Source organism: Amycolatopsis sp. NPDC026612, from assembly GCF_040638285.1.
In the GTDB taxonomy this organism is placed as follows: domain Bacteria; phylum Actinomycetota; class Actinomycetes; order Mycobacteriales; family Pseudonocardiaceae; genus Amycolatopsis.
Genome location: NZ_JBEZYB010000050.1, coordinates 1 through 25508 on the forward strand (window position 1 = coordinate 1; position 25508 = coordinate 25508).

The following is a 25508-nucleotide window of genomic DNA, read 5'->3' on the forward strand; positions in this document are numbered from 1 at the left end:
CCCGCCGCCGTGCGGGCGTGCGTCGTCGGCATGGCCGGGGTCAGCAAGCTGAGCGACCCGGCCGTGGCGGCGGTCTTCGACGCGGCGTGGGCGCGGATCGGCCTCACGTGCGCGGTCCGGACCGTCGCCGACGCCGAGGTGGCGTACGCGTCGGCGACGTCGGCGCCGGACGGGACGGTCCTCGTCGCCGGCACCGGCTCGATCGTGGGCCGGATCCGGAAGCGGCGGCTCGCCGGGACGACGGGCGGCTACGGCTGGCTGCTCGGCGACGAAGGGTCCGCGTTCTGGCTCGGCCGGGAGGCGGTCCGTTCCACTTTGGAGGCACTCGGGCGCGGGCGGGCGCTCGACGGGCTCCCGTCGGCGGTGCTGGCCGCCGCGCTCGGACTGTCCGGTGTGGACGTCCGCGGCGACGCCGAGCGGCTCGCCGCGTCCCGGGCGTTGATCACGGCGGCCAACGCCGAGGCGCCGGTCCGGCTCGCCCGGTTCGCCCCGTTGGTGAGCGCGGCGCACGACGCGGGTGAGCCCGCGGCCCGCGAGATCGTCGCCCGCGCGGCCGACCTTCTGGTCGCGAACGCCCTCGCCGCGCGCGAGCCCGGCGAGGCGACCCCGGTCGTGCTCGTCGGCTCGGTCCTCACCGGAACCAGTCCGGTCGGCGCGCTCGTGCGCCGCCGGTTGGCCCGGCTCGAGGTGCTGACCAGCTCCGATGGGGTGCTCGGGGCGGCCTGGCTCGCCGCCGTGGACGCCTTCGGCGAGGCGGCGCCGAGACCCCGGTCCCCGGCTTCTTGAGCAAAACGCAGCGCAAAGCCGCGAAAACGTCGACTGAACCCGGGTAGGCCGGGTACCGTAGGCAGTGGCCCCCGGACCCTCCCCCCTCGCCGGGGGCCGCCTTATGCCCTGGGTACGTCGTCCGATCGGGTTTCCGGAGCCAGGCGCAGGCCGGGATGCTCCGGCGGCAACGCCCGGTAGAGCACCCAGCCACTGACCGCGACGGTCAGCGCGACGAGCGGCCACGACAGCACCGTGCGGGCCACGCCGAGCGCGATCACCTGGCCTGCCCACCACAGCAGGCCGTAGACGACCACGCGCACCGTGTACTGGAGCACCCACACCCAGCTGGCCCGGGAGTACGCCCTCAGCAGCACCCGGTCGCGGCGCCAGCGCGTCTTCTGCCCCAGCAGCAGGCCGACGACGACGCCGAGCAGCGGCCAGCGCACGACGATGCTGGCCGCCCACAGCAGCGCGCTGGCCACATTGGACATCAGCTGCAGCAGGAAGAAGTCCTGGGCGCGGCCGGTGTGCAGGGCAATCAGCGCGGCGGCGATGACGGCGGCCAGGCTGACGACCAGCGCGCGGATCTTGCCGCCGCGGACGATCCGGTAGGTCCCGACGGCAACGGCGACGGCGACGGCGGCGCCGGCACCCCAGGCGATGGACTGCCCGGCCGCGAGCCAGCCGGCGACGAAGCCGACGGGCGGGATGCTGGCGTCGAGCGCGCCCCGGCGCCCACCGAGGATCTGCGCGAGCGATTCACGGGGTTCTCCGGCCACGGGTCCAGCCTGCCGGATCCGGCCCGGAACGCCCCGGGCGGGGAGATTTTCGCCACATCGGGTGCCCGCTTTGCCTCCGAGCGTGCGGTTTCACGGCACGTCGAAGGTGAAGACTACGTAATAGAGAGGCGCAGAAGGCCGACAAGATAAGACACTGTGACCGCAGGCTGAATGCTCGGGGCGGAGCGGGTTTGTGGCCGATGGTTAGTTGAGGTGTACAACTACATGTCGGGGTGTGTCGGCCGCGGAGACGGGAAGGGGACCCAACGTGTTCGGAATCGACAGCTACGTAGCCCTCGGTGACAGCTTCACCGAAGGACTCAACGACGACCTGGCGGACGGCTCCTTCCGGGGATGGGCCGACCGGCTCGCGGAAGTGCTGGCGGCGGGCCGGAGCGACTTCCGGTACGCCAACCTGGCGCTGCGGGGCAAGATGCTCGACGAGATCCTGGACGAACAGCTGCCGATCGCGTTGGAACTCAAGCCCGACCTGGTCACGCTCTGTGCGGGCGGCAACGACATCATCGTGCCCGGCGCGGACGTCGACGCGGTCACCGAACGCCTGGAGGAGGGCGTCGCGAAGCTGCGCGAGGCCGGCATCCCGGTGCTGATGTTCAACGGCCCGGACACCAAGGTGCTGTCGGTGATGTCGGTGCTGCGCGGCAAGGTGGCGATCTACAACACGAACCTGTGGGCGATCGCCGAGCGGCACGGCGCCCGCATGGTCGACCTGTGGACGATGGACCCCCTGCACGACCGCCGGGCCTGGAGCGACGACCGGCTCCACTTCTCCCCCGAGGGCCACCGCCGCATCGCCCTCCGGGCGGCGGAGGTGCTAGGCATCCCGGCGCCGGGCGACTGGCGGGAGCCGTGGCCCCTGGAGGCGGCGCCGAGCCGCTGGATCGACTCGCGGCGGTCGGATCTGACGTGGACCAAGGTGCACCTGCTGCCGTGGATCCGGCGGCAGCTGCGCGGCCAGTCCATGGGGGACGGTTTGTCGCCGAAGCGCCCGCAGCTGGTGCCGCTGGTACCCCTGGACGTACTCGAGGTCGCGGACGTGCTCGAGGTGCCCGACAACGCTCGCCGGCAAGCCAGCTGACCTTTCTTCCCGGAGGGACGTACCGCACCGGCCGGCGACCCTGGCGCCGCGAATGACTCATTGGCGACGTTGAGCTCGACCGCGGAAGGCCCAAGTCGGCGAATCCGCGCGCCTTATCGGTCGCCGATGCAGCCAACTCACCACCCACCGCGGCCAACTCACCGGAAGCCCGGGCGAGTTGGCCAGTCCGGGCAGCGAGTTGGCCACGGCGGTCGGCGAGTTGGCCAGGGCGGTCGGCGAGTTGGCCAGGGCGGTCGGCGAGTTGGCCGGACACGACCCGAAAGAACACCTCCCCGGGACGGGCAGGGTTCCGGCAAAGTTCGGCCCCTTCCGACGGAAAGTGTCCGGACGCTCACCGTCCCGCAAGTTGTCCACATGTCGACTCGCCTGGGGACAACTTGTGGATGACCACCCGGATTCAGCTCGCCAACCCGCGGCGCCCGGCTTACAGTCCCCTTATGTCCGGTGGTCGGCGCTGGATCCTCGTGGTCCCGGTTGCGGTGCTGGTCACCGCGCTGCTCGCGGGGGTCGTGACCTGGGCGCGCGCCGGGAACATCGAGCAGGACCTCACCGCGCGGAGCCAAGCCGCGCTGGCCGCCGCCGGGCTGCCGCCGGGGAACGTCAGCTTCGACGGACGAGACGCCACCCTCAGCGGCTTCCCACCCGGACAGGCCCTCCGCGCCCTCGAGGTCGTGCAGGGCCTCGACGGCGTCCGGGCCGCCAAGGTCGACGGCGATGTGACGCCCGTGGCGCCGAGTCCCACCAGCAGCGCACCCGCGCCGCCGTCGAGCACCACCCCGAGCCCGCCGCCGACCACCAGCACCACCGCGCCGCCGCCCACCGACAAGGCCGGGGTGCAGGCCGAGATCGACCGGCTGCTCACCGAGGCGCCGATCGCCTTCGAGCCGGACACCGCGCGGCTCACCCCCGACGGCGAACAGGCCGCCCGCAGCATCGCGATCGCCCTCGCCAAGGCGCCGGCGGCCTTCCGGTACCGCGTCACCGGCCACGTCGCACGCGGCCCCGGCGGCGAGAGCGCCGCGTTGAAGCTTTCCCGGGACCGCGCCCGGGCCGTCGCGCGGATCCTCACCACCAACGGGCTGGCGGCCAAGCGCGTGACGTACCGGGGGCTGGGCGATTCCCGGCCGGCCACCGGCGGGGAAGAGGACAGGCGCGTCGAGATCACGGTCGTTTGAGGGGTGATGAGCAGATGGTGTGGCTGTTCGGGCAGATCTGGCTGTGGCTGATCGTCGCCTTCGCCCTCGGTGCGCTGACCTCGTGGCTCGTGCTGCGCACCGCCGCGGGCGCCAAACCCGGCTCCGAGCCGGCGTACGAGTCCACACCCGAACCCGATGACGAACCGCGGTACGAGCCGGCACCGCCGCCGTTGTCGGTCGAACAGACGCAGTTCATCCCGGCCGCCTGGGCTCAGCACGAACCCGGCCCGCGCGCCGACGTCCACGACGACGAGGAACCCGATCCCGTCGGCCACCGCGAAGGAAACCTGCCACTGCCGCCGCAGCGCGGCCCGCAAGCCGAGGACTGGCCCACCGAGGAAGAGCCGGCCTGGCCGCAGGCCGACGAGCCGCCGGACGCCGCCCGGCAGTGGCCGCCGGCGCCGCACCAGCCTGGGCGCGGCGGCTGACACCCATCCTGGTAAATTCGGCTACGCACTGTGAGCGAGGAATGAGGAAGGGGTGGCGTGGCGCTCCCCCATTGGACGTCGCAGCAGGTCCTGCCACCGGGCCGGCACCCCGGCGACCTCGCGGACGTCTACGAACGCCTGGTGTTCGACGCACCGCACCAGAACGACCGCGAGATCCTGTTCAGCGCGCTCAACAGCTACCTCGGCGTCGCCCGGCGGATCATCCCGTCCGGCCGCGCCTGGATCGGCGGCGAGCTCATCACCCGGACCGCCCACCCGCCGCAGAGCCTCGACGTCGTCCTCATCCCGGACGAGTGGGGCGCGCTCAAACGGCTCGACGGCGCCGGCCGGTCCGCGCTGTACGGCCTGCTCACGCTGCGGGGCGTGATCGTCGGGCAGCCGGCGATGTACCTGGACCAGGTGCAGCCGGTCGGGGGCATGCTGGACGGCTTCCTGTGCCGCCCCGGCGACGAGGACGTGTGGGCCGAGGTCTGGGCCGAAGGCGGCAGGGGCTACCCGGAGATGATCTGGTGAGGAACGAGTTCCGGCGCATCGCCGACGAAATCCCCGGCGGTACGTGGCTCGACGACCTGGCCCGCGCGTCGGCGATGGCCGCCAACGCCAAGTTCGAACGGACGTCCCGCTCGCCGCTGCTGCACGTCTCGGTGATCGGCGAACAGACCATCGACGCCTACACCTTCTCCGACATCAGCCGCGCCCTGCAGGACGCGACGGCGAAGATCGGGCACATCATCCGGAACCCGTCCGGCGAGGTCACCCAGGTCCAGCAGACCGACCGGGACAAGGCGCCGCTGATCCAGCGCGGCCAGGCGGGCAACGCGATCTTCTTCGGCTTCCCCGAGCTCGACGCCGTCGACGACGCGCTGATCGTCGACGGCATCGAGACGCTGTCCGAGCGGGCCGTGAAGGAGCTGTGCGACTTCCTGCCGGCGAACGGCTCGGACGACGGCGCGCTCGACGCCGTGCTGCTCCAGCGCGACACCGTCCGCAACGCGGTGAGCGACATCGTCAACGCCGTCGCGAAGAACGCCGGCATCGGGATGGCGCTGACCCCGACCGCGGGCGAGCAGGTCACCCGCAGCATGACCACCGAGCAGGCGCGGATCCTGCAGGGCAGCCTCCGCGAGTCCCGCGAGGAGGTCGGCTACGAGACCGTGCGGGGCCGGCTCGACGGCGTCCGCACCCGGCGGCGCATCTTCTACCTCGACCGCGAGTCGGGCGGCACGATCCAGGGCGCGGTGGCTCCGGACCTGCTCGACGAGATCAAGGAGAACCTCGACCGGCCGGTGACCGCCCGGCTGCGCGTCGTGCGCACGACGACGATCGACGGCCGCCGCGGCCGGCCGGTGTTCGAGCTGCTCGAAATCACCCCGGAAGTCAGCCTTTTCGACTGAGAAGTCCGATATGCGACTTCCGTCTTGAACGCCGTTACCTACGGTCGTCGTAGGCCTCACGGTGGTTCCGGGATGCCCGTACGGTATTTACGATACCGGCTGCGAGGTCGCAAAAGACCGCGGAAAACAGTGGGAACTCCGATATTCTTCCCATTGATCACCTGGCCACACCCTGCCCGCGATGTCAGGAAATACCGATACCTGACCCAAAATGGTGGGACAATGACTTTTTCCAGAATGTAACAATTTCGTTCGGGACCACACTTATGGGTTAACGTCGTCGCACTCCCACCCGAAGGGGTTCGCATGATGACCGACCCGCAGTACCCGCCGGCCACCGCGCGCCACGGAAGACCCGCGCCGCCGGTGACGGCCACGGAGCGTCGTCAAGCCAATGCGAAACGTGGGCGGAACTTCCTCGCGATCGCCGGCTTGGTGCTCGGCGTGGCGGCACTGGCCGTCACGTTCGTCCCGGACATCGAGTTCGTCGCGTGGCCGCTGGGCGGGCTGGCGCTGGTCCTGGCGATCTCGGGGCTGGTCCAGGTCAAGAAGGGCGCGGTGGGCGACCGCGGGCTGGCGATCACCGCCATCGTCGTCGCGGCCGCCGCGCTGCTCACGACGGCCGGGGTGCTGCTGTATTCGACCTTCCTCGGCGGCGGCGAGTCCGGGCTGCACCTGCCCGCCGTGGCCGGCGACAAGCACGCCGTGACCTTCCAGGTCACTTCGGCCGGCGGCGCCACCGTGCGCTACGGCAGCCTCAGCGACCAGCGCACCGAAAACGCGCCCGCCAGCACCGACGCCTGGCAGGGACAGGCGTCCTACAACAACGGCTCGTACCTGCTGACGCTCACCGCCGACACCCGCAATGCGAGCGTCGACAACGAAATCAACTGCGCCATTCTGGTCGACGGCAAGAAGGTCGCGGAAAACAGCGGGACGACGATCGCGCTCTGCACCGCGAACGTGAACTGAGCGGGCCCCGCACCGCCTGGCGACCGGCCGGCCTACCCCCATCTCGGCCGGCCGGGCCGCCACGAGCCGCTCCTGGCGGCTCCGGACCCCGCCGCGGTTTCCCGTGCGGGGCCTGGCGCCGGCATCTCAGCCTGCCCCTCCCCTAGGGCTCCGCCGGCACCGCCGAACCTACGCGGACACCGCCCGCGCCCACTAAGAATCCACTAAGGATTCAGCGTGCCGGCGGGGTCGTGACCCATTCGCAACCGAATTCCCGCCACCAATCCGAGCCGTCGACACCGCGTTGCCGCAGTTCGGACGAGGCCGGAAAGCCGTCATTGCAGATCGGCGAGTTCGGCGCGGACCTCACCGACGAGCTTGGGGTGGACGCGCTCGTAAATGCGCACGGACAACGCGAGTTGTTCGCGCGCGCCATCGATGTCGCCCCGGGCCCGCAGCACCCGGCCCAGGGTCAGCCGGAGCGCACCCTCCCGCGCGACGAACTCGCGGCTGATCGCGAGGTCGATCGCTTCCCAGACGTACCGCTCGGCCGCCTCGTGGTCCCCGGCCAGCAGGCTGAGCTCGGCCAGCTTGTCCAGCGAGACGACGACCTGGTCGTCGCTGCCCAGTTCGCGGTCGATGCGCAGGCCGGCCAGCTGGTGGGCGATCGCGTCGGGGAGCAGGCCCGCCCGTTTCTCCGCCTGCGCGCAGCTGCTGAGCGCCTGCCCGCGCAGGGTGACGTCGGGAGCGTTCGCGACCGCCGCGGCCAGCCGCTCGATGGCCTTCTCGTGCTCGCCGAGCCGGCTCAGCGCGCGCCCGAGGTGCAGGTCCACCGCCGCGCGCAGCCGCTCGTCGGCCAGTGCGGCGGCCAGCTCCGCCGCCCGTTCGGCGTCGGCGAGGCCGAAGCCGGGCAGCTCGAAGGTCAGCGCGATCTCGCACCGCGCGAGCCGCAGCCAGCACTGCCCCGCCACGTCGCCCGCGGCTTCGGCGGCGGCGACGCCGAGATCGGCCATCCGCGACCACTCGTCCAGCAGCGGGCAGCCGACGCGGTAGGTGTGCCCCAGCCGGGCCAGCCGCCAGACGTCGTCGTGGCGCCCCGAGGCGTACGCGGCGTCGAGGACAGCGAGGAGGTTCGGCCACTCGGCCGCGAACCAGTCCTGTGCCTCGGCGAAGCCGGGAAGCGGCGGCATCGCTTCGTCGGCGAGCACACCGGCGAAGTCGAGTGGGTCGACGACCCGGCCCAGCCGGCGCCGCGCCCGGTCGGCCGCCGCCTGGTAGTAGCGGACCGTCCAGCCGAGCGCTTCGTCGCGCTCCTTCTCGCCGAGCTCCTGTTCCGCGAGTTCACGCAGGTAGAGCGCGACGAGGTCGTGCGGCACGAAGACGTCACGCGCCGTCTCGGCGATGAGGTTGTGCGCGGCCAGTACGCGCAGCCGCCGCCGGGCCTCGGCCACCGGGATCTGCGCGACCGCCGCCATCACGTGCGGCCCGACCAGCACCCCGGGCACCGCGCCCAGCTGCAGGAACGTTTCGGCGACGTCGCCGGGCAGGCCGCGGAAGGACACGTCGAAGGCCGCGCGCACGCCGTCGTCGGCGCCCTCGACCTGCAGCCCGGCCAGCCGGGTGCGTTCGTTGCCGAGCTCGTCGACCAGTTCCTCCGCGGTCCGCTGCGCGCTCGCCGACAGCCGCGCGCCCGCGATCCGCAGGGCGAGCGGGAGGTAGCCGCAGAGCCGGGCCAGGGCGTGGTTGAGGCTCGCCGGACCGGCGAGCTCCTCGATGAGCCGCACGGCGTCGTCGGGCGCCAGCGTGCCGAGGACGCGCTGCTTGGCCGCGTTCGACACGGCGAGCCCGTCGAGGCGCGACCGGCTGGTCACCACCGTCATCGTCCGCGCGCTCGGCGGGAGCAGCGGGCGCACCTGCTCGGCGGTGCGGGCGTCGTCGAGCAGCACGAGCATCCGCCGTCCGGCGATCAAGGACCGGTACAGCGCGACCCGCTCGTGCAGCAGCTCCGGGATCTTCGCGGTTTCGACCCCGAGACCGAGCAGGAACTGGGTGAGCAGCTCGGCCGGCTCCAGCGGCGGGTGGTGCGGGTCGAAGCCGCGCAGCGACGCGAACAGGACCCCGTCCGGGAACCGCGCCGCCACCCGGTGCGCCCACCACACGACCAGCGAGCTCTTGCCGACGCCGGCCGTACCGGTGACCACGGCGATCGTCGTCTCCCCGGCCTCGACGCGGGTGACGAGGCCGTCGAGCCAGGCCAGTTCCTCGGTGCGCCCGGCCAGGCTGGGCACGGCGGCGGGCAGCTGCGAAATCGCTTTCGCCGGCTCGGCACCGGCGGCCGGGGCGACGACGTCCCGCGCCGGGAGGTCGTCGTTGAGGACCCGCTCGTGCAGCCAGCGCAGCTCGGCGCCGGGCTCGACGCCGAGGGTGCGCAGCGTCGCGCGGGAGACGGTCCGGTACAGCTCGAGCGCGTCCCCGCGGCGGCCCGCGTGGTACAGCGCCCGCATCAGCTGTCCCGCCGTCCGCTCGGCCAGCGGATCGGCCCGGACGATCGGGCTGAGCTCGACGATCAGCTCCGCGTGCCTGCCGAGTTCGAGGTCGGCGTCGACCCGGGCACCGCGCACGGCGAGGCGGAGGTCCTCCAGTTCGGGGGCCCGCAAGGAGTCGGGCACCCCGCCCAGCGCGGGGCCCTGCCACAGCGCGAGCGCTTCGGCCAGCAGCGCGGCGGCGACCTCCGGCGGGGCGAGCGACGCGCGGTCCAGCAGCGTGCGCGCCCGGTGGACGTCGATCCGGTCGGGCTCGACGTCCAGCCGGTAGCCCGGCGGGGTGGTGAGGATGCGCGGCCCGTCGATCTCACGCAGGATCCGCCGCAGGTGGGAGACGTTGCCGTGGACGATGGTGCGGGCGGTCGCCGGCGGGTCGTGGCCCCACAGCGCGTCGATGATCTCGTCGAGCCCGACGACCTTGCCCACCTTGAGCGCCAGCAGGGCGAGCAGGCCGCGGACCCCGGGTCCGCCGATCGGGACGGGCTCGTCGCCGTGGAGCAGCTGAACGGGCCCGAGCAGCTGGAGGCGGGTTTGGGCCATGCTCGCGCCCACCTCCCCTGTCCCACGGTGTCCGGCGTCGCCCCCGCCGGAAAATTCAACCTACCGTGATCGCCGGCCGACGAATACCGCCCCACCGGCCGGGGACCAGGACGTTTGCCCGCAGTGCGGATTCCGCAGCGGCGGTGTCCCGGCCCTGCGATTGACGCCGGAATGACAGAACCCCGCACCACCGGTCCCGATCCGGTGGTGCGGGGTCCTGCTGAAACTTCCGGCCGGGCCGCCAGGGGGCCGGTCCGCCCGTCCGCCACCGAGGGCAACCGGGCGGGTGGGCTCACCCCGAGCGAAGCACCGCCGGTCGTCCGCGAAGACGTGTTGCGCGGACCACACGCCCACGCGGTGGCGACACGGTAACAAAGCGCATCGGGACGGTCACCGGCGGGGCCGGGATCTCACTTTCCGGGGACTCCGGGGGCGGCCCGGGACGACTCAGCGCGTGATCGGTGTCGAGTCCCGGCCGGCGATGAACGTCGGCCGCGGTGCGCTCGCCGCGTACGGCTGCTCCAGGGCGTTCTCCACGCTGTTGAACACCAGGAAGATGTTGGAGCGCGGGTACGGGGTGATGTTGTTCCCGGAGCCGTGCATGATGTTCGAGTCGAACCACAGCGCCGAACCGGCCTGGCCGGTGAACTGGTCGATGCCGTGCTCGGCCGCCAGCTTCGTGATGTCGTTCTCGCTCGGCACACCCACCCGCTGGTCCTTGAGCGAGCTCCGGTAGTTGTCGTCCGGCGTCTCGCCGGCGCACTGCACGAACGTCCGGTGCGAGCCCGGCATGATCATCAGGCCGCCGTTGAACGGGTGGTTGTCGGTCAGCGCGATGGAGCAGCTCACCGCGCGCGGGGCCGGCATGCCGTCCTCCGCGTGCCAGGTTTCGAAGTCCGAGTGCCAGTAGAACCCGGTGCCCTTGAAACCGGGCATGTAGTTGACCCGGCTCTGGTGGAGGTACACCTCGGAGCCGAGCAGCTGCCGCGCCCGGTCCAGCACCCGCGGGTCACGCACCAGCTCGGCGATCAGGCCCGAAACCTCGTGGACGTCGAAGATCGACCGGACCTCACCGGTCTTCGCCTCGGTGATCACCCGCTCGTCACGGGCGAACTCCCGGTCGGCGGACAGCCGCACCAGCTCCTGCCAGTACGTCTGGACCTCCCCGACGGAGAGCAGGTCGTCGACCACGGTGTAACCCTTGGTCTCGTGGTTCGCCAGCGTGGCGGCGTCGACCGGGCCGTCGGCTCCGGTACCCCACACCGTCGGGTGCACGCGCGGCAGGTGAGCCGGCGTACCGGTGATCCGGGTCGGGTAGCGGTCTTCGACGCGGGTGTCCGTCAGCGTCACGGGCTTCGCCTCCTGGTTCGTCTCTCCGGTTCCTACGCGTCCTCGGTGATCAGCGGGTACACGCCGTTTTCGTCGTGGACTTCGCGGCCGGTCACCGGGGGGTTGAACACGCACACGCACTTGATCTCGGTCTTCGGGCGGACCTGGTGCTTGTCGTGGTCGTTGAGCAGGTACAGCGTGCCGGGCTTGAGCTCGTACACCTTGCCGGTGGCGAGGTCTTCGATCTCGCCCTCGCCGGAGGTGATGAACACCGCCTCGATGTGGTTGGCGTACCAGAAGTCGTTGACCGTCCCCGCGTAGAGCGTGGTCTCGTGCACCGAGAAGCCGACGCCTTCCTTGGCGAGGATGATCCGCTTGCTGCGCCAGTTCTCGGTCTTGATGTCGGCGTCGGTGTCGGTGATCTCATCGAGCGTGCGGACGAGCACGTCGTACTCCTTTACTTCTTCAGGACGGCCTTGACGGACTCGTCGATGATCGACAGGCCCTGCGTGAGCTCGTCGTCGGTCAGGGTCAGCGGCGGCAGCAGCTTCATGACTTCGCCGTCGGGGCCGGAGGTTTCCATCAGCAGGCCCCGCGCGAACGCCTCGGCGCAGACGCGGCCGGCCAGGTCGCCGTTCTCGAACTCGAGGCCGCGTGCCAGGCCGCGGCCCTTGGCGAGCAGCTTCGCTTCCGGGTAGGCCTCGACGAGGCCCGAGAACGCGGTGGCGATGCGCTCGCCCTTCGCCTTGGTCGACTTCTCGAGCTCGTCGTCGCTCCAGTAGGTGTCGATCGCTTCCTTGGCGGTGACGAACGCCGGGCTGATGCCGCGGAAGGTGCCGTTGTGCTCACCGGGCTCCCAGACGTCGAGCTCCGGCTTGATCAGCGTCAGCGCCATCGGGAGGCCGTAGCCGCTGATCGACTTCGACAGGCAGACGATGTCCGGCGAGATCCCGGCGTCCTCGAAGCTGAAGAACGGGCCGGTGCGGCCGCAGCCCATCTGGACGTCGTCGAGGATCAGCAGGATGTTGTGCCGCTTGCAGAGCTCGTCGAGGCCCTTCAGCCATTCCAGGCGCGCGGCGTTGATGCCGCCCTCGCCCTGCACGCCTTCGACGATCACCGCGGCCGGCTCGTTGAGCCCGCTGCCGGAGTCCTGCAGGAGCTTCTCGAAGTAGAGGAAGTCCGGCATCGCGCCGTCGAAGTACCGGTCGTACGGCATCGGGGTGGCGTGCACCAGCGGGACGCCGGCGGCACCGCGCTTCATCGAGTTCCCGGTGACCGACAGCGCGCCCAGCGTCATGCCGTGGAAGGCGTTGGTGAAGTTGATGACCGACTCCCGGCCGGTCACCTTGCGCGCCAGCTTCAGTGCCGCCTCGACGGCGTTCGCGCCGCCCGGCCCGGGGAACACGACCTTGTAGCCGAGCCCGCGCGGGTCGAGGACCTTGTCGCGGAAGGTCTGCAGGAAGTCGCGCTTGGCCACGGTGTACATGTCGAGCGCGTGGGTGACGCCGTCGCGCTGGATGTAGTCGATCAGGGCCTGCTTCAGCCGCGGGTTGTTGTGCCCGTAGTTCAGCGCGCCGGCCCCGGCGAAGAAGTCCAGATAGGGCTTTCCGCTCTCGTCGTGGAGCCAGCTGCCCTGCGCGCGGTCGAACACGACCGGCCAGCCGCGGCTGTAGCTGCGGACTTCGGATTCGAGCTCTTCGAAGATGCTCATGTGTTTCTTTCTCTCCTACTCGCCCGGATTCGCAGGCGGCGTCAGCGGACCGATGCGGTAAAGCTCTTCCGGCAGGTGCCCGGCTTCGGGGAAATCCTCCCCGCCGAACAGCACACTGGTTTCCATCGCGGCGTTCCACCGCTTCGCGAACGACGCGAACAGCCGGATGGACGCCTCGTTGTCCGGGGTGATGGTGGTCTCGAGGTAACGCACCCCCTCGCTCACCAGGCGCGTGTACAGCGCGTCGAGCAGGGTTCCGGCCAGGCCTTTCCCCCGCTGGGACGCGTCGACCGCGACCTGCCAGACGAGCGCCGACTCCGGCGCGTCCGGCCTGCGGTAGGCGATGACGAAACCGACCGCCTTGCCGTCCTCACGCGCGACCACCGAAGACCCGGCGAAATCGCGGCACCACAGCATGTATGCGTACGGCGAGTTGAGATCGAGCTTGGCGGAATCACGCGCGATTCGCCACAGCTCCGCGCCGTCCGCCTTGGTCGGGGATTCGATCAAGTGCGTTACGGACATACTCAGGAAACGTAACAGAGAATTTTGCGCGTGCCAGCGATGCAGGTCACCGCCCTGCGGTGACCTGCGAGGACGCCGAGTACCCGGTGAGCAGGCCCACAAACATGTTTGACGAGGCCGGTGCCGGGGCAAACGCGCTGCTGAGCGGCACCGTGGCGACCCTCTTCCGCACCATGACCCCGAATTCCGGTGATCGCAAGGCGACGGGCCGGAGAAGGTGCGAGCCGGACGTCAGGCGCGGCGGATCCGGCGCCAGAGGGCACTCACCGGCATCACGACCGCCGGCAGGACCAGCAGTCCCGAGACCGCCAGCCACCACACCGCGCCCTCGCCGCGGCGCCAGCCGGCCACGACGGCACCCAGCCAGCCGAAGAACGGCCGGGCGAGCGGGGGCAGGAACGCCGCCAGCAGCAGCGCCGCCACGACCAGTGCCCCGAGCGCCGCGAACAGCCGGCGCACGGTGCGGCCCGTCGTGAGCAGCGCCGTCACCAGGTAGACGACCGCGCCCGCGAGGACCGGGAGGCCGACCCACTGCAGGACCGCGCCGCCGTTGTTGCCGAGCACCAGCCCGGCCAGCAGCGCCAGCACCCCGGCCGCGAGCGAGCCCGCCGTACCGAGCCGGGACGCGCCCTGCGCGACCCTCGCCGTGTTCCTGGCGACCGTCCGCAGGATGCCCGCGACCGTCTGCGGCCAGCCGCCGGGCAGCCGGAACGCGACCGTCCCGGCGTTGACCGTGGCGGCGCCGAGCGCGACCAGGGTCCGGGTCAGCCGCGCGGTGCCCTGCTCCCCGGCGATCCTCTCGGCCGAGACGCGGCAGGCCTGGAACCGGGCCTGCGCGGTACCCACGTCGACCGGCGGCCGGTCCTCCGCCAGCGCGTCTTCGATGCCCCGGCGGTCGTCGGCGTCGTAGCGAGCCGCGAGCGTGACGACCGGGAGCTCCGCCGCGGCGATCTCGGCCTGCCGCGCCCGGGACAGCACCATGGCCGTCACCGGCATGCTGACCGGGCGGGCGCGGCCGAACCCGGTGGGGGCGAGGTCGGCGTCGAGGCCGAGGAACGCCAGTTCGGCCGTCAGCTCATCGCGCAGCTGCGCCGCCTCGGCGGGCGTGCACCGGTCGTGTTCGTCCGGTTTGCGCCAGGCCGGCCTGAGCGCCGCGACGAGTTCGTCGCGGAACCGCTCCGGCCCGACGACGTCGCGGAGCGTCTCGAGGCGGACCGGGTCGAGCAGGCACTGCACCAGCCAGCCGGCGCCGTCGATGCGGCCCCACATCCAGTCGCTGGCCCGCCACGACGCCTTGTAGAAGGCGCCGAAGTAGCTCGCCTGCATCCCGGTCAGCTTGTCCCACGACCGGCGGCGCGTCATGTCCAGCAGCGTCCGCGAATCGGCGCTGACCTGCACGAGGTCGACCCGCTGGTCGACCGACGGCGCCTGCGCCAGCAGCCCGCGCGTCGCCACGTGCAGGGCCACCAGCCGGGCCTGGACGACGTCGTCGCCGCCCGCGGCGTCCGGTCCCAGCGCCAGCCAGTCCAGCAGGGTGGTCACCGTGCCGGCGGTGTCCTCGGCGGCCAGCGCCCGCAGCGTCGGCGCCGCCGCCCGCAGGCCCGCGACCACCTTCGGCCACGCCTCGGCGACGGCGGCCGAGCGGCCCAGCCCGGCCCACTCCTCGGCGAGCTCGCGGATCCACACTTCCAGGGTGCTGCTCGCGCCGGGCCCGGCGTGCGCGGCCACCCACTGCGCCAGCCGCACCCCGCGGCCCGCGGTCCGGCGCGCCGCGTGCAACTGGGCGCGCGCCTCGTTGAGTTCCTTCGCCTGCGTGGGGTCCGGCTCCAGCCGGAACCCGGCGTTGATCAGCTGCAGGCCGGTCGCGACGGCGTCGTCGAGCGCGGTCGTCCGGTAGCCCACCAGATCCGCCACCTGGAGGCCGGCGGCGGGCGGGCCGGCCGGGACGCCGCTGCTCAGCCCGGTCACGGCGATCGCCCGCAGCTGCCGCGACATCCCGGACGCCCAGTCGCGGTCCGGCGTGTCCGCGTCGGACAGCGCGTACCGCCGGGCGGCGGCGCGCACCAGTTCGGCGGCGTCCTCGGCGGTCCGGCGCTCGAGGTAGGCGGCGGCGATCCGCGTGTCGACCAGGCGTCCGGGGCCGCCGCGCAGGCCCAGCGCGGCCAGGGAAACCCGGGTGTCCCTGGCGCGGAGCACGGCGTCGTTGTGCCGGGTCAGGTCGTCCAGCTCGGCGCTGATCGACTGGCTCATCACGGTGTTGACGACTTTCGCCATCGCGTTCGACAGCAGCGGCGGGTCCGCCGGATCGCAGCCGACGGCGTCGGTTTCGCGTTCCCCGGTCGGCACGACGTAGAGCAGCAGCCGCCGGACGTCGGCGTGCGAGGTGCGTTCGAAGATCTCGCGCAGGGCCGGCCGCAGCGGCTTGTTGAGCAGCACCCCGCCGTCGGTCAGCCAGTGCGAGCGGGTCAGCTCCGTGTACGGCGTCATGTCGGGGTGCAGCCGGTCGGTGCCGTCGGTGCCGATCGGCATCCGGGACAGCTCGAACGCACCGGGGAAGGACGCGGTGGAGCGGGCCGCCAGCGCGAGCGGCCCCTCCACCCCGATCGTCCACAGTGGACCGCAGAACCGGAAGAGCATCCGGTGTTCGGTGTCGCGCACCATGTTCCCGAGCGCGTCGTCGAACCGGGTGGTCTCGCCGTCGATCATCGTGCCGGTGAGCAGCACGGTGATGTCGGGCTCCTCGGCGGGCGGAGTCCCCGCCGCGGTGATCTCCCGCAGCGCCCGTTCGACGTCACCGAGCAGCACGCGGTCCCCGTCGAGCACGGACCGCGGCTGCGGCTCCCGCGCGTCCCGGATCAGGTTCTCCAGCGAGCCGGTGGTGATCCAGGTGTCCCGCAGGACCTCCGGCGTGGACCCGAAGGCCTCGGCCAGGCCGAGACAGGCGGCGTTGATCCCGCCGGCGCTGGTACCGGTCAGGACATCGATCGACACGGTCGCGCGCAGCAGGTCGAGCAGCCCGCGGTAGAGCCCCGGCCCGGCGTCGCCCCGGGACTCCCGCAGCAGCTGCGACGTCTCGGTGGCGACCCCGCCCATCCAGATGGCCAGGCTGGCCCCGCCCACCATGGTCATCGCCAGCCGGATCTCCTGCTGCCACGGTTCCGCTGTGTCGGCCATGGGGTGCTCCCGGCGGTTTGGTCGTCCTGACGCAAAGTAGAGGCGAAAGGCGACGACGGGGATACGTCCCGGGGCGCGGCCGTTCGGGTGGACTTGTTCACCCGAACGGCCGTCGGCGGGCCGCGAACTACGCCGCCAGGTGCTCCAGCAGCAGCACCTGGGCTTCACCGACCGCGAACCCCAGCACCGCGCCCGTCGCGATGAGGATCCACTCGTCCTGCTCGAAGGCCGGCCGGAGCAGGCGCTCGAACTCCTTCGGGGACAGCTCCTTCATCTTCGACACCAGGACGTTGCGGATGTCCATCGCGTCCGTCGCGTAGTCCTCGATGTACCGCATCGTCTCCGGTAACCGTGACATGATCTGCGACGAGATCGCCAGCTTCACGTCCTGGTACTTGCGGCTGCCGACGGCGAACACCAGCAGCGGCTTCGCGACGCTGCCCAGTTCCCGGTCGAGCTGACGCTGGATCAGGGCCAGTACCCGGTCCGACAGCGGTCCGTGCAGGATCGCCTCGATGACGTTGTGCGGGGTGATGATCTCCTGGGCGATCAGCGATCCGTACGCCTCCGCCACTTCCGCGCGACGCTTCAGGAACAGCCCTTGCCAAGTGACGCCGAAGTACTTGCGCGGCTCGATCGGGTAGAAGATCATCCGCAACGCCAGCCAGTCCGTGAACCAGCCGGTGAAGAGCCCGAAGATCGGCATGATCAGCGGGAACTTGAACAGCACCCACGCCACCATCTGGACGACGCCGATCACGCCGCCGAACAGCAGGCCGGAGCGGGCGATGAACTTGAACTCCTTCGCGCCCGCCTCCTGGAAGATCCGGTTCAGCAGCCGCTTGTCCTTGACGAGGCTGGTGACCACCATGCCCTTGAGGTCGAACACGCTGTCCACATCGGACTTGATCAGATCGAGCACGGCCGCGACCATCCGCGGCGACTCGTGCTGGACGCGCTCGATCACCAGCCGCTGCACCCGCACCGGCAGCGACTCCCACAGCCCCGGCTGGTAGTGGCCTGCGACCTCGCGGACGATGTCCTCGACCCCGGCGAGCAGCGGTTTCTCGATTTCCCGGGCGATGCGAGACGCGTCCAGCCGCGCCACCACCTCCGCGGGCTTGATCAGCTGCTCGGTCATCGTGTCGCAGGCGATGCTCGCCATCCGCGCGGCGCGCTTCGGCACGATGCCCTGCCAGCCGAGGAACGGCTTGATGCCGACGAAGTCCACCGGCTGGAACATCATCCGGATCGCGACGAGCTTGGTGCCGTAGCCGATCAGGGCGGCGACGATCGGGATCGAGACGTAGAGGGGCCAGTGCTGCGCGAAGTCGGCGATGATGCCGCTGAGGAAGGCCCCCATCCGGCTAACCGAGACCGGGTGGCCGGGCGGCGGGGTCGCAGGCCAGCCAGAACTGCGCGCCGAGGCGCGAGACGTGGATCGTCCGCCGGACGAACTTCGCGCGCCTGACGTGCTTCTCCGCGTCACGCACGGTTTCGTCGGTCATCAGGATCTCGTACTGCGTCTCCAGCGACGGCACCTCTTCGTCGAGGTCGACGAGGCCGAGCCCGATCAGCCGGGTGACGTAGCCGGGCACCTGGTCGGGCAGCGACACCCCGGCCGCCTTGCCGACCGTGGAGGCGTTGCGCAGCACGACCCGGCCGTTGCCGCCGAGGCCGGTCCGCTCGACGACGTCGAGTGCGGGGAACGGCGAGCCGTCGGACAGCGCGGACAGGATGCGGGCCTCGTCGGGCGTCAGCTGGCGCAGGATGATCGCGTAGAAGTACTCGCGGGCGCGCTCGCGGCCGAAGCCGACGGAGTGGTTGAGCAGCTCGGCCATCGCGGCACGCAGTGGCTCGGCCTGGTTGTCGCGCACCGGCACGAGCGTGACGGTGGCCTCGATCTTCCCGGGTACCGCCGGGCGGTTCATCGCCGACGCCGCGGTGAGCGCCGCGTGGTAGGGGTCGTCGACCTCGTCGAGCCGGCGGCGCAGCTCGGTCAGCACCTGGCGCTCGACCTGCCGCACGCCGCGTTCGGCGGTCTCCACGCCGGGGAGTTTGCGGCCGAGCGCGAAGCCGGTGCGCGCGGCCCAGCCCGCCAGCTGACCGGCGCGGCGGGCGAGGTCGACCACCTCGTCGGTGGCACCCCGGCCGTTCGGTCGCTCTGCGTTCACCGGCGAACTCCCCTCTGTGTACGCGGTGATGCTACCTGCGGGTAGGCCGAATGGAGGTGTGATGTGCGTGTTGGATACAGCCATGAGTCCGACGCGCTGGGGCCCGCCGATCGACGTCCTCCCGTACTTCTCCAAAGAAGAACAAGCGCTGATGACGCTGCTCGGCGCCCTGACCGAGGAGGACTGGACGCGGCCGACGATGTGCGCCGGCTGGTCGGTCAAGGACGTCGCGGCCCACCTGCTGGGCGACAAGGTCGGGCGGCTGTCCCACGGCCGGGACGGCCACGCCGCCGAAGCCCCCCGTCCGGGGGAGGCGTTCCCCCGGTTCATCGACCGGATCAACGGGGAGTGGGTCGTCGCGTGCCGCCGTCTCTCGACGGACGTCCTGCTCACGATGCTGTACGAGTTCATGGGCCAGACGACCGAATACTGGGCGCAGCTGGACCTCGACGTCCTCGGGATACCGGTCAGCTGGGCCGGCGACGAGCCCGCGCCGCGCTGGCTGGACGCGGCCCGCGACTATTCGGAGTTCTGGGTCCACCACGTGCAGATCCGCGAGGCGCTGGAGCACACGCCGCTGGAGGCGGAATACGCCGAGCCGATCGCCGACACGTTCGTGCGGGCGCTGCCGCACACCCTGCGCGACGTCGAAGCCCGGGTCGGCAAGCAGGTCGGCTACACGGTCACCGGCCAAGGCAAGTGGTACGCACGCCGCGAGCGTGACGGCTGGGTCCTGGACCGCGGCGCGCCGCCGTCACGCACCCCGCTGGCGTCGGCGACGACGGACCTGGACACGTTCTGGCGGCTCTGCACCCGCAACGCCGCCGACACCGGCCGCGTGCGCGCGACCGGCGACGAAAGCGTTTGCGCGCTGCTGCTGGGGATGACCTCGATCATCGTCTAACGGCGGCGCGCCTGCTTTCGCAGCTGCAGGATCCGGGCGCCGCCGATCAGCGCGACCAGTGCCGCCCCGCCGATGGCCGAGAACAGCATGGCGATGGCCAGCGGCAGGCTGCCTTCGGCGCCGAAGAAGTGCACCGTCGCCGGGTCGAGGTTCTGCAGGATGAAGACCAGCAGCACGACGAGCACGACCAGGCCGGCGATCACCGCGACCCAGGTGCCGCTGATCCGCGTCGGGCGGGCCCGGCCCGCCGCCGGTTTGGCGGGCGCCGGCCGCACCGGCGTCGCCTCCTCCGCGCCCGGCCGGACGTCGCCGGCGCGGAGCTCGGCGGGTTCCAGGGCGCCTTCCGGCACGTCGGAGCCGGGCAGGTCGTGGTGTGCGGGACCGGTGGGGCGGTCGGCCGCGCCCCCGCGCGCGTGCGTCATGTACTCAGTGTCCGTCCGGCACGCGGGCAGCGCTGACTCAAACCCCCTAACGGGCGAACCCGTCGACGTCCCGCAGGACGCGGAGCGTGTTCTTGCCGGCCAGCTTCGCGCAGTCGTCCTCACTCCACCCGCGCTCGAGCAGCGCGGCGAACAACACCGGGTACTTGGACGTGTCCTCCAGCCCCTCCGGCAGCGAGCCGACGCCGTCGTAGTCGCCGCCGAGGCCGATGTGGTCGATCCCGGCGATCTCGCGGGCGTGCTCGACGTGCGCGACGACGTCCTCGACGGTGGCGAGGGGCTTCGCCGGGCCGTCCCACTCCTGCATGAACTTCCCGCGCAGGCTCAGGTTCCGGTACTCCAGCCCGGCGTCGGCCATCGCGGCTTCGAGCTGTTCGTTCCAGGCGGCGACCTTCGGCGAGACGAACGCCGGCACGAAGGTGATCATCGCGACGCCGCCGTTGCCGGGCAGCTTGGCCAGGACGTCGTCCGGGATGTTGCGCGGGTGGTCGTTCACCGCGATGCAGGACGAGTGGCTGAAGATCACCGGCACCGAGCTGACCTCGATCGCCGCCCGCATCGTCGACGGTGCGACGTGCGACAGGTCGACCATCATCCCGATCTTGTTCATCTCCCGCACGACGTCGCGGCCGAACTCGGTGAGGCCGCCGTGGACCGGCTCGTCGGTGCCGGCGTCGGCCCAGGTGGTGTTGAAGTTGTGCGTCAACGTCATGTAGCGGACGCCGAGGCGGCGCAGGATCCGCAGCACGCCGATCGACTCGGCGATGCTGTGCCCGCCCTCCGCGCCGAGCAGCGACGCGATCCGGCCGTCGGCGAACGCGGCCTCGGCCTCGTCCGCGGTGGTGACCAGCCGGAGCCGGTCGGGGTAGCGCTCGGCCAGCTGGTGCACGACTTCGACCTGCTCCAGGACGGCGGTCACGGCACTGTGGCCTTCGAACTCACAGGGCACGTACACCGACCAGAACTGCATGCTGAGCTTCCCGTCGGCGAGCTTCGGGAAGTCGGTGTGCAGGGCGGGCTGCCGCACGGTCAGGTCGAGCGACGCCGCCGCCTCGACCGGATTCGGCCCGCCGTGCTGGCGCAGTTCCCACGGCAGGTCGTTGTGCCCGTCGGCGAGGATGACGGCGTCCAGCAGTTTCGTAGCACGCTGTAGTGCCTCGTTAGTCATCGGCCGATCGTAGGGACCGGCGATATACGCTTCGTACAAACGTCCTGACGTCTTTCCTGGAAGAAATATTCGGGCGAGGTTTTGCGGTAAAGTGCGGTTCGTGACAGCCGATCCGAACCTCGACGACGACGAGATCGTCACCTGGTGGGGCCTGGTCATCGAGGGTTACCTGGCCACCCAGGACAAGCTGATGGGCGAGATCGCCGATCGGTTCGGGCTCGCGCCCGCGTCGTTCGACATCCTGCTGCGGCTGGTGCGCTCACCCGAGCACCGGATGCCGATGACCCGCCTGGCCATGGAGGCGGCGCTTTCCAGCGGCGGCTTCACGAAGGTGGCGGACCGCCTGGTGGCGGCGGACCTGATCTGCCGGATCCCGAGCCCGGACGACCGCCGCGTCACGTTCGCGTCCCTGACCGACCACGGCCTCGACATCGCGAACAAGGCCCGTGCGGCGGCTGCGGACATCCTGCGCCGCATCGTGCTGACCCCGCTCGGCGACGACGCGGCGGCACTCGCCGAAGCCATGCGGACACTGCGCGCGTTCAACGCCGAGCGTTGAAAAAGCCGAGGTCACGCCGGTGCACCTGCAGGCGCAGGATAGAACCATGCTGACCGAAGCGACCATCACGACGATGCTTCCGGTGACCGACAGTGCACGCGCCGGCCACTTCTACGCGGACTCCCTCGGCCTGAAGCAGACGGGGAAGGGCGAAGACGGCACCCTCTACTTCGCTGCGGCCGGCGGCGCCATCGGGCTCCGGCCGATGCCGGCGGGCACGCAGAGCGAGAACACGGCGCTGAGCTTCGAAGTCGGCGATCTCCCCGCCGAAGTCAGCGCGCTGGAAAGCCGCGGCGTGCGGTTCCAGGACTTCGACCTGGAGGGGCTGAAGACGGTCGACCACATCGCGGAGCTGGGCACCGAGCGGGCGGCGTGGTTCACCGACTCCGAAGGCAACGTGCTCTGCCTGCACGAGGTCCGGGGCTGACCTCTGGGGGCGCGGGGGTGCCGTCAGCGGCACCCCCGCGTGCGCAGCCACTCCTTCGCCGCGGTCTCGGCGTCGGCGGCCGGCTGGTCCGGCGGGATCGGGATGTTGTCGTAGACCCGACCGGTCCGGTCGACATCGCGAGCCACCGTGAGCAACAACGCGAACCCGCCACCGAGGTCGACGACCGTGTTGCCGGTCGCGAACCCCGCAGTGGGCACGCCGAACGAGCGCGAGATCCCGCGCAACGCCACGAGCGCCGCTTCCCCGGAACTGGCGGTGTGGCCGGAGGTCAGCACCGCGATCGGCCGCCGCGGCAGGTTCACCGGGTTCGGCCGGGCGGACATGGACTGGCCCTCCAGCCACATCTGCCCGTCGTGGATCTCCCACACCGTCCGCGTGCCGTCCGGGGTGACGAACGATCCGATCGGACCGTCGCCGAGCAGCGGGGCGAGCACGGTGAGCATCGGGAACACCGCGCCTCCGGTGTCCTCCCGCAGGTCGACGATCCAGCCGCAGACCGGCGGTGCCCCGCCCAGTGCGGCGAACCCCGTGTCGACGTAGTGGCGATCCGCGGCTTCATCCGCGCCCACGCCAGGGACGCGAAGGGTCGCGACACCGCCTTCGGTCCGTACCGACGGGACCTCGCCGTTCGAGGCGATCTCCTGCCCCGGCAACACCAGCATCGTGTGCCGGTCGTGCAGTTCATCGATGACGTCCTGCAGAGCCTCCAGCGTCCCGGCATCGGTTCGCGCACCCCGCGCGAGATAGGCCGCCCGCGCTTCGACTCGCGGCCAGTAGACCCGCGCGGAATCGATGGACCGCGCCCGGATCAGCGCGATCGCCCGGTTCAGGAACTCGGCCGGTGTGTGCGGCCGGATCGGAGCGGCGCCACCCGCGAAGAAGAGCACCAGCGCGGCAGCGACCAGCGAAACGCGACCCCCCATGCGCCCCAGGCTACGCCAGTGACGGCATCAGCTTGATCGCGTTCCCCGACAGCACCCCGCTCAGCACGTCCTCGGGCAGCCCGAGGCCCGCCAGCGTCCGGACGTTCGCGGCCACCGAAGGCACGCCCGGCCAGTCCGTGCCGAACACGAACTTCCCGGCCAGCCGGGCCAGGTCGAACCGCCGGTAGTACTCCGGCAGCTTCTTCGGCGGCAGCCCGGCGAGGTCGAGCCACACGTTGTCCCGGGCCAGCGCCAAGAACGCCGCCACGTCGTACCACCACCCACGGCCGCCGTGGGCGAAGACGAACTGCAGCGACGGGAAGTCCTCGACCACGTCGGACAGCAGCTCCGGGTTGCCGAAACTGGTGCGGGAGCCCGGAAAGCTCGACGTGCCCGAATGGAGGATCACCGGCACCCCGCGCTCGAGGCACAGCTGGTAGACCGGGTACAGCTCCTTGTCCGCCGGCGAGAACGCGCCGTGCACCGGGTGGATCTTCAGCGCCACCGCACCCAGGTCCAGCTGGCGCGCGACCTCCGAAGCCGCCGGGTGGTGCACGTACGGGTTCACGTTCGCCACCAGCCGGAACCGGGCCGGGTTGTGCGCCACCAGCGGCAGGTTGTCCTCGATCGGCTGGATCCCGGTCGCCCGCGGGCTGTACTCGCAGAACAGCAGCACCCGGTCGACGCCCTCGGACTCCATCAGCTCGTCCATCGCCGACGGGATCACCGCGCCGTCGGCCGAGTACACCGAACGCCACGGGTACGACCCCGCGAAGTCGTGCGCCCACTGCAGCCACGCGGGTTTGAGCGTCGGCAGCCGCGGCGTGTGGACGTGCGCGTCGACCACGAAGTGCCCGTCGATCACGGGCTGGGCACCGTGCGCAGCGCGTCGCGGACCAGCTCGCGGATCACGTTGCGGCGGATCTTGCCGGTCGCCGTCTTCGGCAGCTCCGCCAGCTCGACCACCCCGCGCGGGCGCTTGAACGCCGCCAGCCCCTCGCGGCAGAACTCGATCAGCTCGGCCGGGTCCACCGCGAACCCGGGGGCGGGCACCACGCACGCCACCGGCTTGTCGAGGCCGTCGGCGTCCGGCGCGGCGACCACCGCGACCTCCGCCACCGCCGGGTGCCGGCGCAGCCGTTCCTCCACTTCGGACGGTGACACCCAGATCCCGCCCGCCTTCAGCATGTCCCCGAAGCGGCCGAGACAGCTGTACGTCCCGTCCTCGTTCCGCACGTAACTGTCCCCGGTCCGCAGCCACTCCCCCTGGAACACCAGCTTCGTCGCGTCGTAGCGGGCCCAGTAGCCGGTCGCCGTCGACGGCCCGGCCACGAACAGCTCGCCCGCTTCGCCCGCCGTGTCGATCACGACACCCGACTCGTCGCGGAGCTGCACGGCGTACCCGGGCACCGGGACGCCGGTGCTGCCCGGCCGCACCGCGCCGGGCTGGTTCGACAGGAAGATGTGCAGCGCCTCGGTCGACCCGATGCCGTCGAGGATCTCCAGCCCGAACCGGGCGCGGAACCGCTCGAACAGCGACGCGGGCAGCGGCTCGCCCGCCGAGACCGCGTACCGCACCGACGAGAACGAGTCGTCCGGGACGTCGCTGGCGAGCAAGGCCGCGTAGAACGTCGGGACCGCGAAGAACAGGGACGGCCGCTCCTCGCGAGCGCGTCGCGCGAACAACGCGGGTGTCGGGCGCGCGGGCTCGAGCAGCGTCGCGCCGCCCGCGCCGAGCGGGAAGAAGCACGAGTTTCCCAGCCCGTAGGCGAAGAAGAGCTTCGGCACGGACAAGAACCGGTCCTCGCGCGTCGTCGCCAGCACCCCGCGGGCATAGGTCTCGCAGACCGCGCGGATGCTCGCGTGCCGGTGCATCGCGCCCTTCGGCTGCCCCGTCGTCCCCGAGGTGTACAGCCACAGCGCGGGCGAGTCCTCCCACGTCCGTCCACTGGGGACCGGACCGGCCAGCGACGGCCACTCGTGCGTCCGGACGCCGAACCCGGCCGCGTCGCAGCGGTCGAGCACGACGTCGGTGACCTCGGGGGCGAGCTCCAAAGCGGTCACCGCCTGCTCGGCGAACTCGCCGGACACGCACAGCACGCGCGCCCGCGAGTCGGCCAGCACCTGGCCCAGTTCCGGCCCGGTGACCATGGTCGACACCGGGACGGCGACCGCACCGGCCAGCATCGCGCCGAGGATGCCGGTGAGCAGCTCGACGTCATCGACCATGCAGAACATGACCCGGTCTTCGGGCCGCACCCCGAGCCCGGCGAGGCCACCGGCGACGCGCCGGGACTCGGCCGCGAGCTCCGCGTACGTCAGCGATCGGCGGGGAGAAACGACCGCGGTCGCCTCCGGGTGCCCGGCCGAGAGCAGGTACTCCGCGGCATTGAACCCTGTCGCCACCAGGCCT

The 25508-nt window shown here is 71.5% G+C and carries 24 protein-coding genes; 10 read left to right on the forward strand and 14 right to left on the reverse strand.

The window, feature by feature from the left end; all coding sequences use genetic code 11:
* The coding region (locus tag AB0F15_RS32065; RefSeq protein WP_360278519.1) for a BadF/BadG/BcrA/BcrD ATPase family protein at nt 1-786 on the forward strand (786 nt) is incomplete at its 5' end.
* 101 nt (nt 787-887) lie between these two features.
* Here AB0F15_RS32065 and AB0F15_RS32070 read toward each other — a convergent pair.
* A complete protein-coding gene (locus tag AB0F15_RS32070; RefSeq protein WP_360278522.1) occupies nt 888-1547 on the reverse strand; it encodes a DUF3159 domain-containing protein in 660 nt (219 codons plus the stop codon).
* A 268-nt stretch (nt 1548-1815) separates the two neighbouring features.
* Between AB0F15_RS32070 and AB0F15_RS32075 the strand changes: the two genes are divergently transcribed.
* From AB0F15_RS32075 to AB0F15_RS32100, 6 genes are all read left to right on the forward strand, one after another.
* Complete coding sequence (locus tag AB0F15_RS32075) at nt 1816-2646, forward strand: SGNH/GDSL hydrolase family protein (RefSeq protein WP_360278525.1); 831 nt, start codon at nt 1816-1818, stop codon at nt 2644-2646.
* A 458-nt stretch (nt 2647-3104) separates the two neighbouring features.
* Nucleotides 3105-3842 (forward strand): OmpA family protein, encoded by a 738-nt coding sequence (locus AB0F15_RS32080; protein WP_360278528.1) that lies wholly within the window; start codon nt 3105-3107, stop codon nt 3840-3842.
* A gap of 14 nt (nt 3843-3856) precedes the next feature.
* Complete coding sequence (locus AB0F15_RS32085) at nt 3857-4291, forward strand: hypothetical protein (protein ID WP_360278531.1); 435 nt, start codon at nt 3857-3859, stop codon at nt 4289-4291.
* Nucleotides 4292-4348: 57 nt separating this feature from the next.
* Nucleotides 4349-4825: a hypothetical protein gene (locus AB0F15_RS32090; RefSeq protein WP_360278534.1), complete on the forward strand. Its 477-nt coding sequence runs from the start codon at nt 4349-4351 to the stop codon at nt 4823-4825.
* On the forward strand, nt 4822-5706 hold the full coding sequence (locus AB0F15_RS32095) for a hypothetical protein (protein ID WP_360278537.1): 885 nt from the start codon (nt 4822-4824) through the stop codon (nt 5704-5706). Before AB0F15_RS32090 ends, AB0F15_RS32095 begins: the two co-directional genes overlap by 4 nt.
* A 306-nt stretch (nt 5707-6012) precedes the next feature.
* Complete coding sequence (locus tag AB0F15_RS32100) at nt 6013-6678, forward strand: DUF4190 domain-containing protein (RefSeq protein WP_360278540.1); 666 nt, start codon at nt 6013-6015, stop codon at nt 6676-6678.
* Between the two features lie 314 nt (nt 6679-6992).
* Here AB0F15_RS32100 and AB0F15_RS32105 read toward each other — a convergent pair whose 3' ends face one another.
* The 8 genes from AB0F15_RS32105 to AB0F15_RS32140 form a co-directional block, all read right to left on the reverse strand.
* Nucleotides 6993-9740, reverse strand: coding sequence for a BTAD domain-containing putative transcriptional regulator (locus tag AB0F15_RS32105; RefSeq protein WP_360278543.1), 2748 nt, complete (start codon nt 9738-9740; stop codon nt 6993-6995).
* Nucleotides 9741-10187: 447 nt separating this feature from the next.
* Nucleotides 10188-11090, reverse strand: coding sequence for an ectoine hydroxylase (gene thpD / locus AB0F15_RS32110; protein WP_360278546.1), 903 nt, complete (start codon nt 11088-11090; stop codon nt 10188-10190).
* A 32-nt stretch (nt 11091-11122) separates the two neighbouring features.
* Nucleotides 11123-11515 carry an ectoine synthase gene (locus AB0F15_RS32115; RefSeq protein WP_003071625.1) on the reverse strand — a complete coding sequence of 131 codons (393 nt, stop codon included), beginning with the start codon at nt 11513-11515 and terminating at the stop codon, nt 11123-11125.
* An 11-nt stretch (nt 11516-11526) separates the two neighbouring features.
* Nucleotides 11527-12780 carry a diaminobutyrate--2-oxoglutarate transaminase gene (gene ectB / locus AB0F15_RS32120; RefSeq protein WP_360278550.1) on the reverse strand — a complete coding sequence of 418 codons (1254 nt, stop codon included), beginning with the start codon at nt 12778-12780 and terminating at the stop codon, nt 11527-11529.
* Nucleotides 12781-12795: 15 nt separating this feature from the next.
* Nucleotides 12796-13350: a diaminobutyrate acetyltransferase gene (gene ectA, locus AB0F15_RS32125; RefSeq protein WP_360278673.1), complete on the reverse strand. Its 555-nt coding sequence runs from the start codon at nt 13348-13350 to the stop codon at nt 12796-12798.
* Between the two features lie 186 nt (nt 13351-13536).
* Entirely contained in the window at nt 13537-16479 is a 2943-nt protein-coding gene (locus AB0F15_RS32130) for a patatin-like protein (RefSeq protein ID WP_360278553.1), read from the reverse strand.
* Nucleotides 16480-16606: 127 nt separating this feature from the next.
* Nucleotides 16607-17842 carry a DUF445 domain-containing protein gene (locus AB0F15_RS32135; protein ID WP_360278556.1) on the reverse strand — a complete coding sequence of 412 codons (1236 nt, stop codon included), beginning with the start codon at nt 17840-17842 and terminating at the stop codon, nt 16607-16609.
* A 4-nt stretch (nt 17843-17846) separates the two neighbouring features.
* Nucleotides 17847-18653 carry an Abi-alpha family protein gene (locus tag AB0F15_RS32140; RefSeq protein WP_360278559.1) on the reverse strand — a complete coding sequence of 269 codons (807 nt, stop codon included), beginning with the start codon at nt 18651-18653 and terminating at the stop codon, nt 17847-17849.
* An 82-nt stretch (nt 18654-18735) separates the two neighbouring features.
* Between AB0F15_RS32140 and AB0F15_RS32145 the strand changes: the two genes are divergently transcribed.
* On the forward strand, nt 18736-19557 hold the full coding sequence (locus AB0F15_RS32145) for a maleylpyruvate isomerase family mycothiol-dependent enzyme (RefSeq protein ID WP_360278562.1): 822 nt from the start codon (nt 18736-18738) through the stop codon (nt 19555-19557).
* On the opposite strand, the gene AB0F15_RS32150 is transcribed toward AB0F15_RS32145, so the two are convergent.
* The gene (locus tag AB0F15_RS32150; protein ID WP_360278564.1) at nt 19554-19979 is read right to left on the reverse strand and encodes a lipopolysaccharide assembly protein LapA domain-containing protein; all 426 of its coding nucleotides are present in this window, start codon (nt 19977-19979) and stop codon (nt 19554-19556) included. The two genes, AB0F15_RS32145 and AB0F15_RS32150, sit on opposite strands and share 4 nt — an antisense overlap.
* Before the next feature lie 46 nt (nt 19980-20025).
* Complete coding sequence (locus AB0F15_RS32155; RefSeq protein ID WP_360278567.1) at nt 20026-21165, reverse strand: dipeptidase; 1140 nt, start codon at nt 21163-21165, stop codon at nt 20026-20028.
* A 100-nt stretch (nt 21166-21265) separates the two neighbouring features.
* Here AB0F15_RS32155 and AB0F15_RS32160 point away from each other — a divergent pair, with 100 nt between their 5' ends.
* The gene (locus tag AB0F15_RS32160; RefSeq protein WP_360278570.1) at nt 21266-21724 is read left to right on the forward strand and encodes a MarR family transcriptional regulator; all 459 of its coding nucleotides are present in this window, start codon (nt 21266-21268) and stop codon (nt 21722-21724) included.
* A 46-nt stretch (nt 21725-21770) separates the two neighbouring features.
* Nucleotides 21771-22151 carry a VOC family protein gene (locus tag AB0F15_RS32165; protein WP_360278572.1) on the forward strand — a complete coding sequence of 127 codons (381 nt, stop codon included), beginning with the start codon at nt 21771-21773 and terminating at the stop codon, nt 22149-22151.
* A gap of 23 nt (nt 22152-22174) precedes the next feature.
* Here AB0F15_RS32165 and AB0F15_RS32170 read toward each other — a convergent pair whose 3' ends face one another.
* From AB0F15_RS32170 to AB0F15_RS32180, 3 genes are read right to left on the reverse strand one after another with little or no spacing between them, the layout of a single operon-like run.
* Complete coding sequence (locus AB0F15_RS32170; RefSeq protein WP_360278575.1) at nt 22175-23095, reverse strand: S41 family peptidase; 921 nt, start codon at nt 23093-23095, stop codon at nt 22175-22177.
* Between the two features lie 10 nt (nt 23096-23105).
* The gene (locus AB0F15_RS32175; RefSeq protein WP_360278578.1) at nt 23106-23960 is read right to left on the reverse strand and encodes an amidohydrolase family protein; all 855 of its coding nucleotides are present in this window, start codon (nt 23958-23960) and stop codon (nt 23106-23108) included.
* Nucleotides 23957-25501, reverse strand: a complete 1545-nt coding sequence (locus AB0F15_RS32180; RefSeq protein WP_360278580.1) for a benzoate-CoA ligase family protein — start codon at nt 25499-25501, stop codon at nt 23957-23959. The genes AB0F15_RS32175 and AB0F15_RS32180 overlap by 4 nt, the downstream gene beginning before the upstream one ends.
* Nucleotides 25502-25508 lie beyond the last annotated feature (7 nt).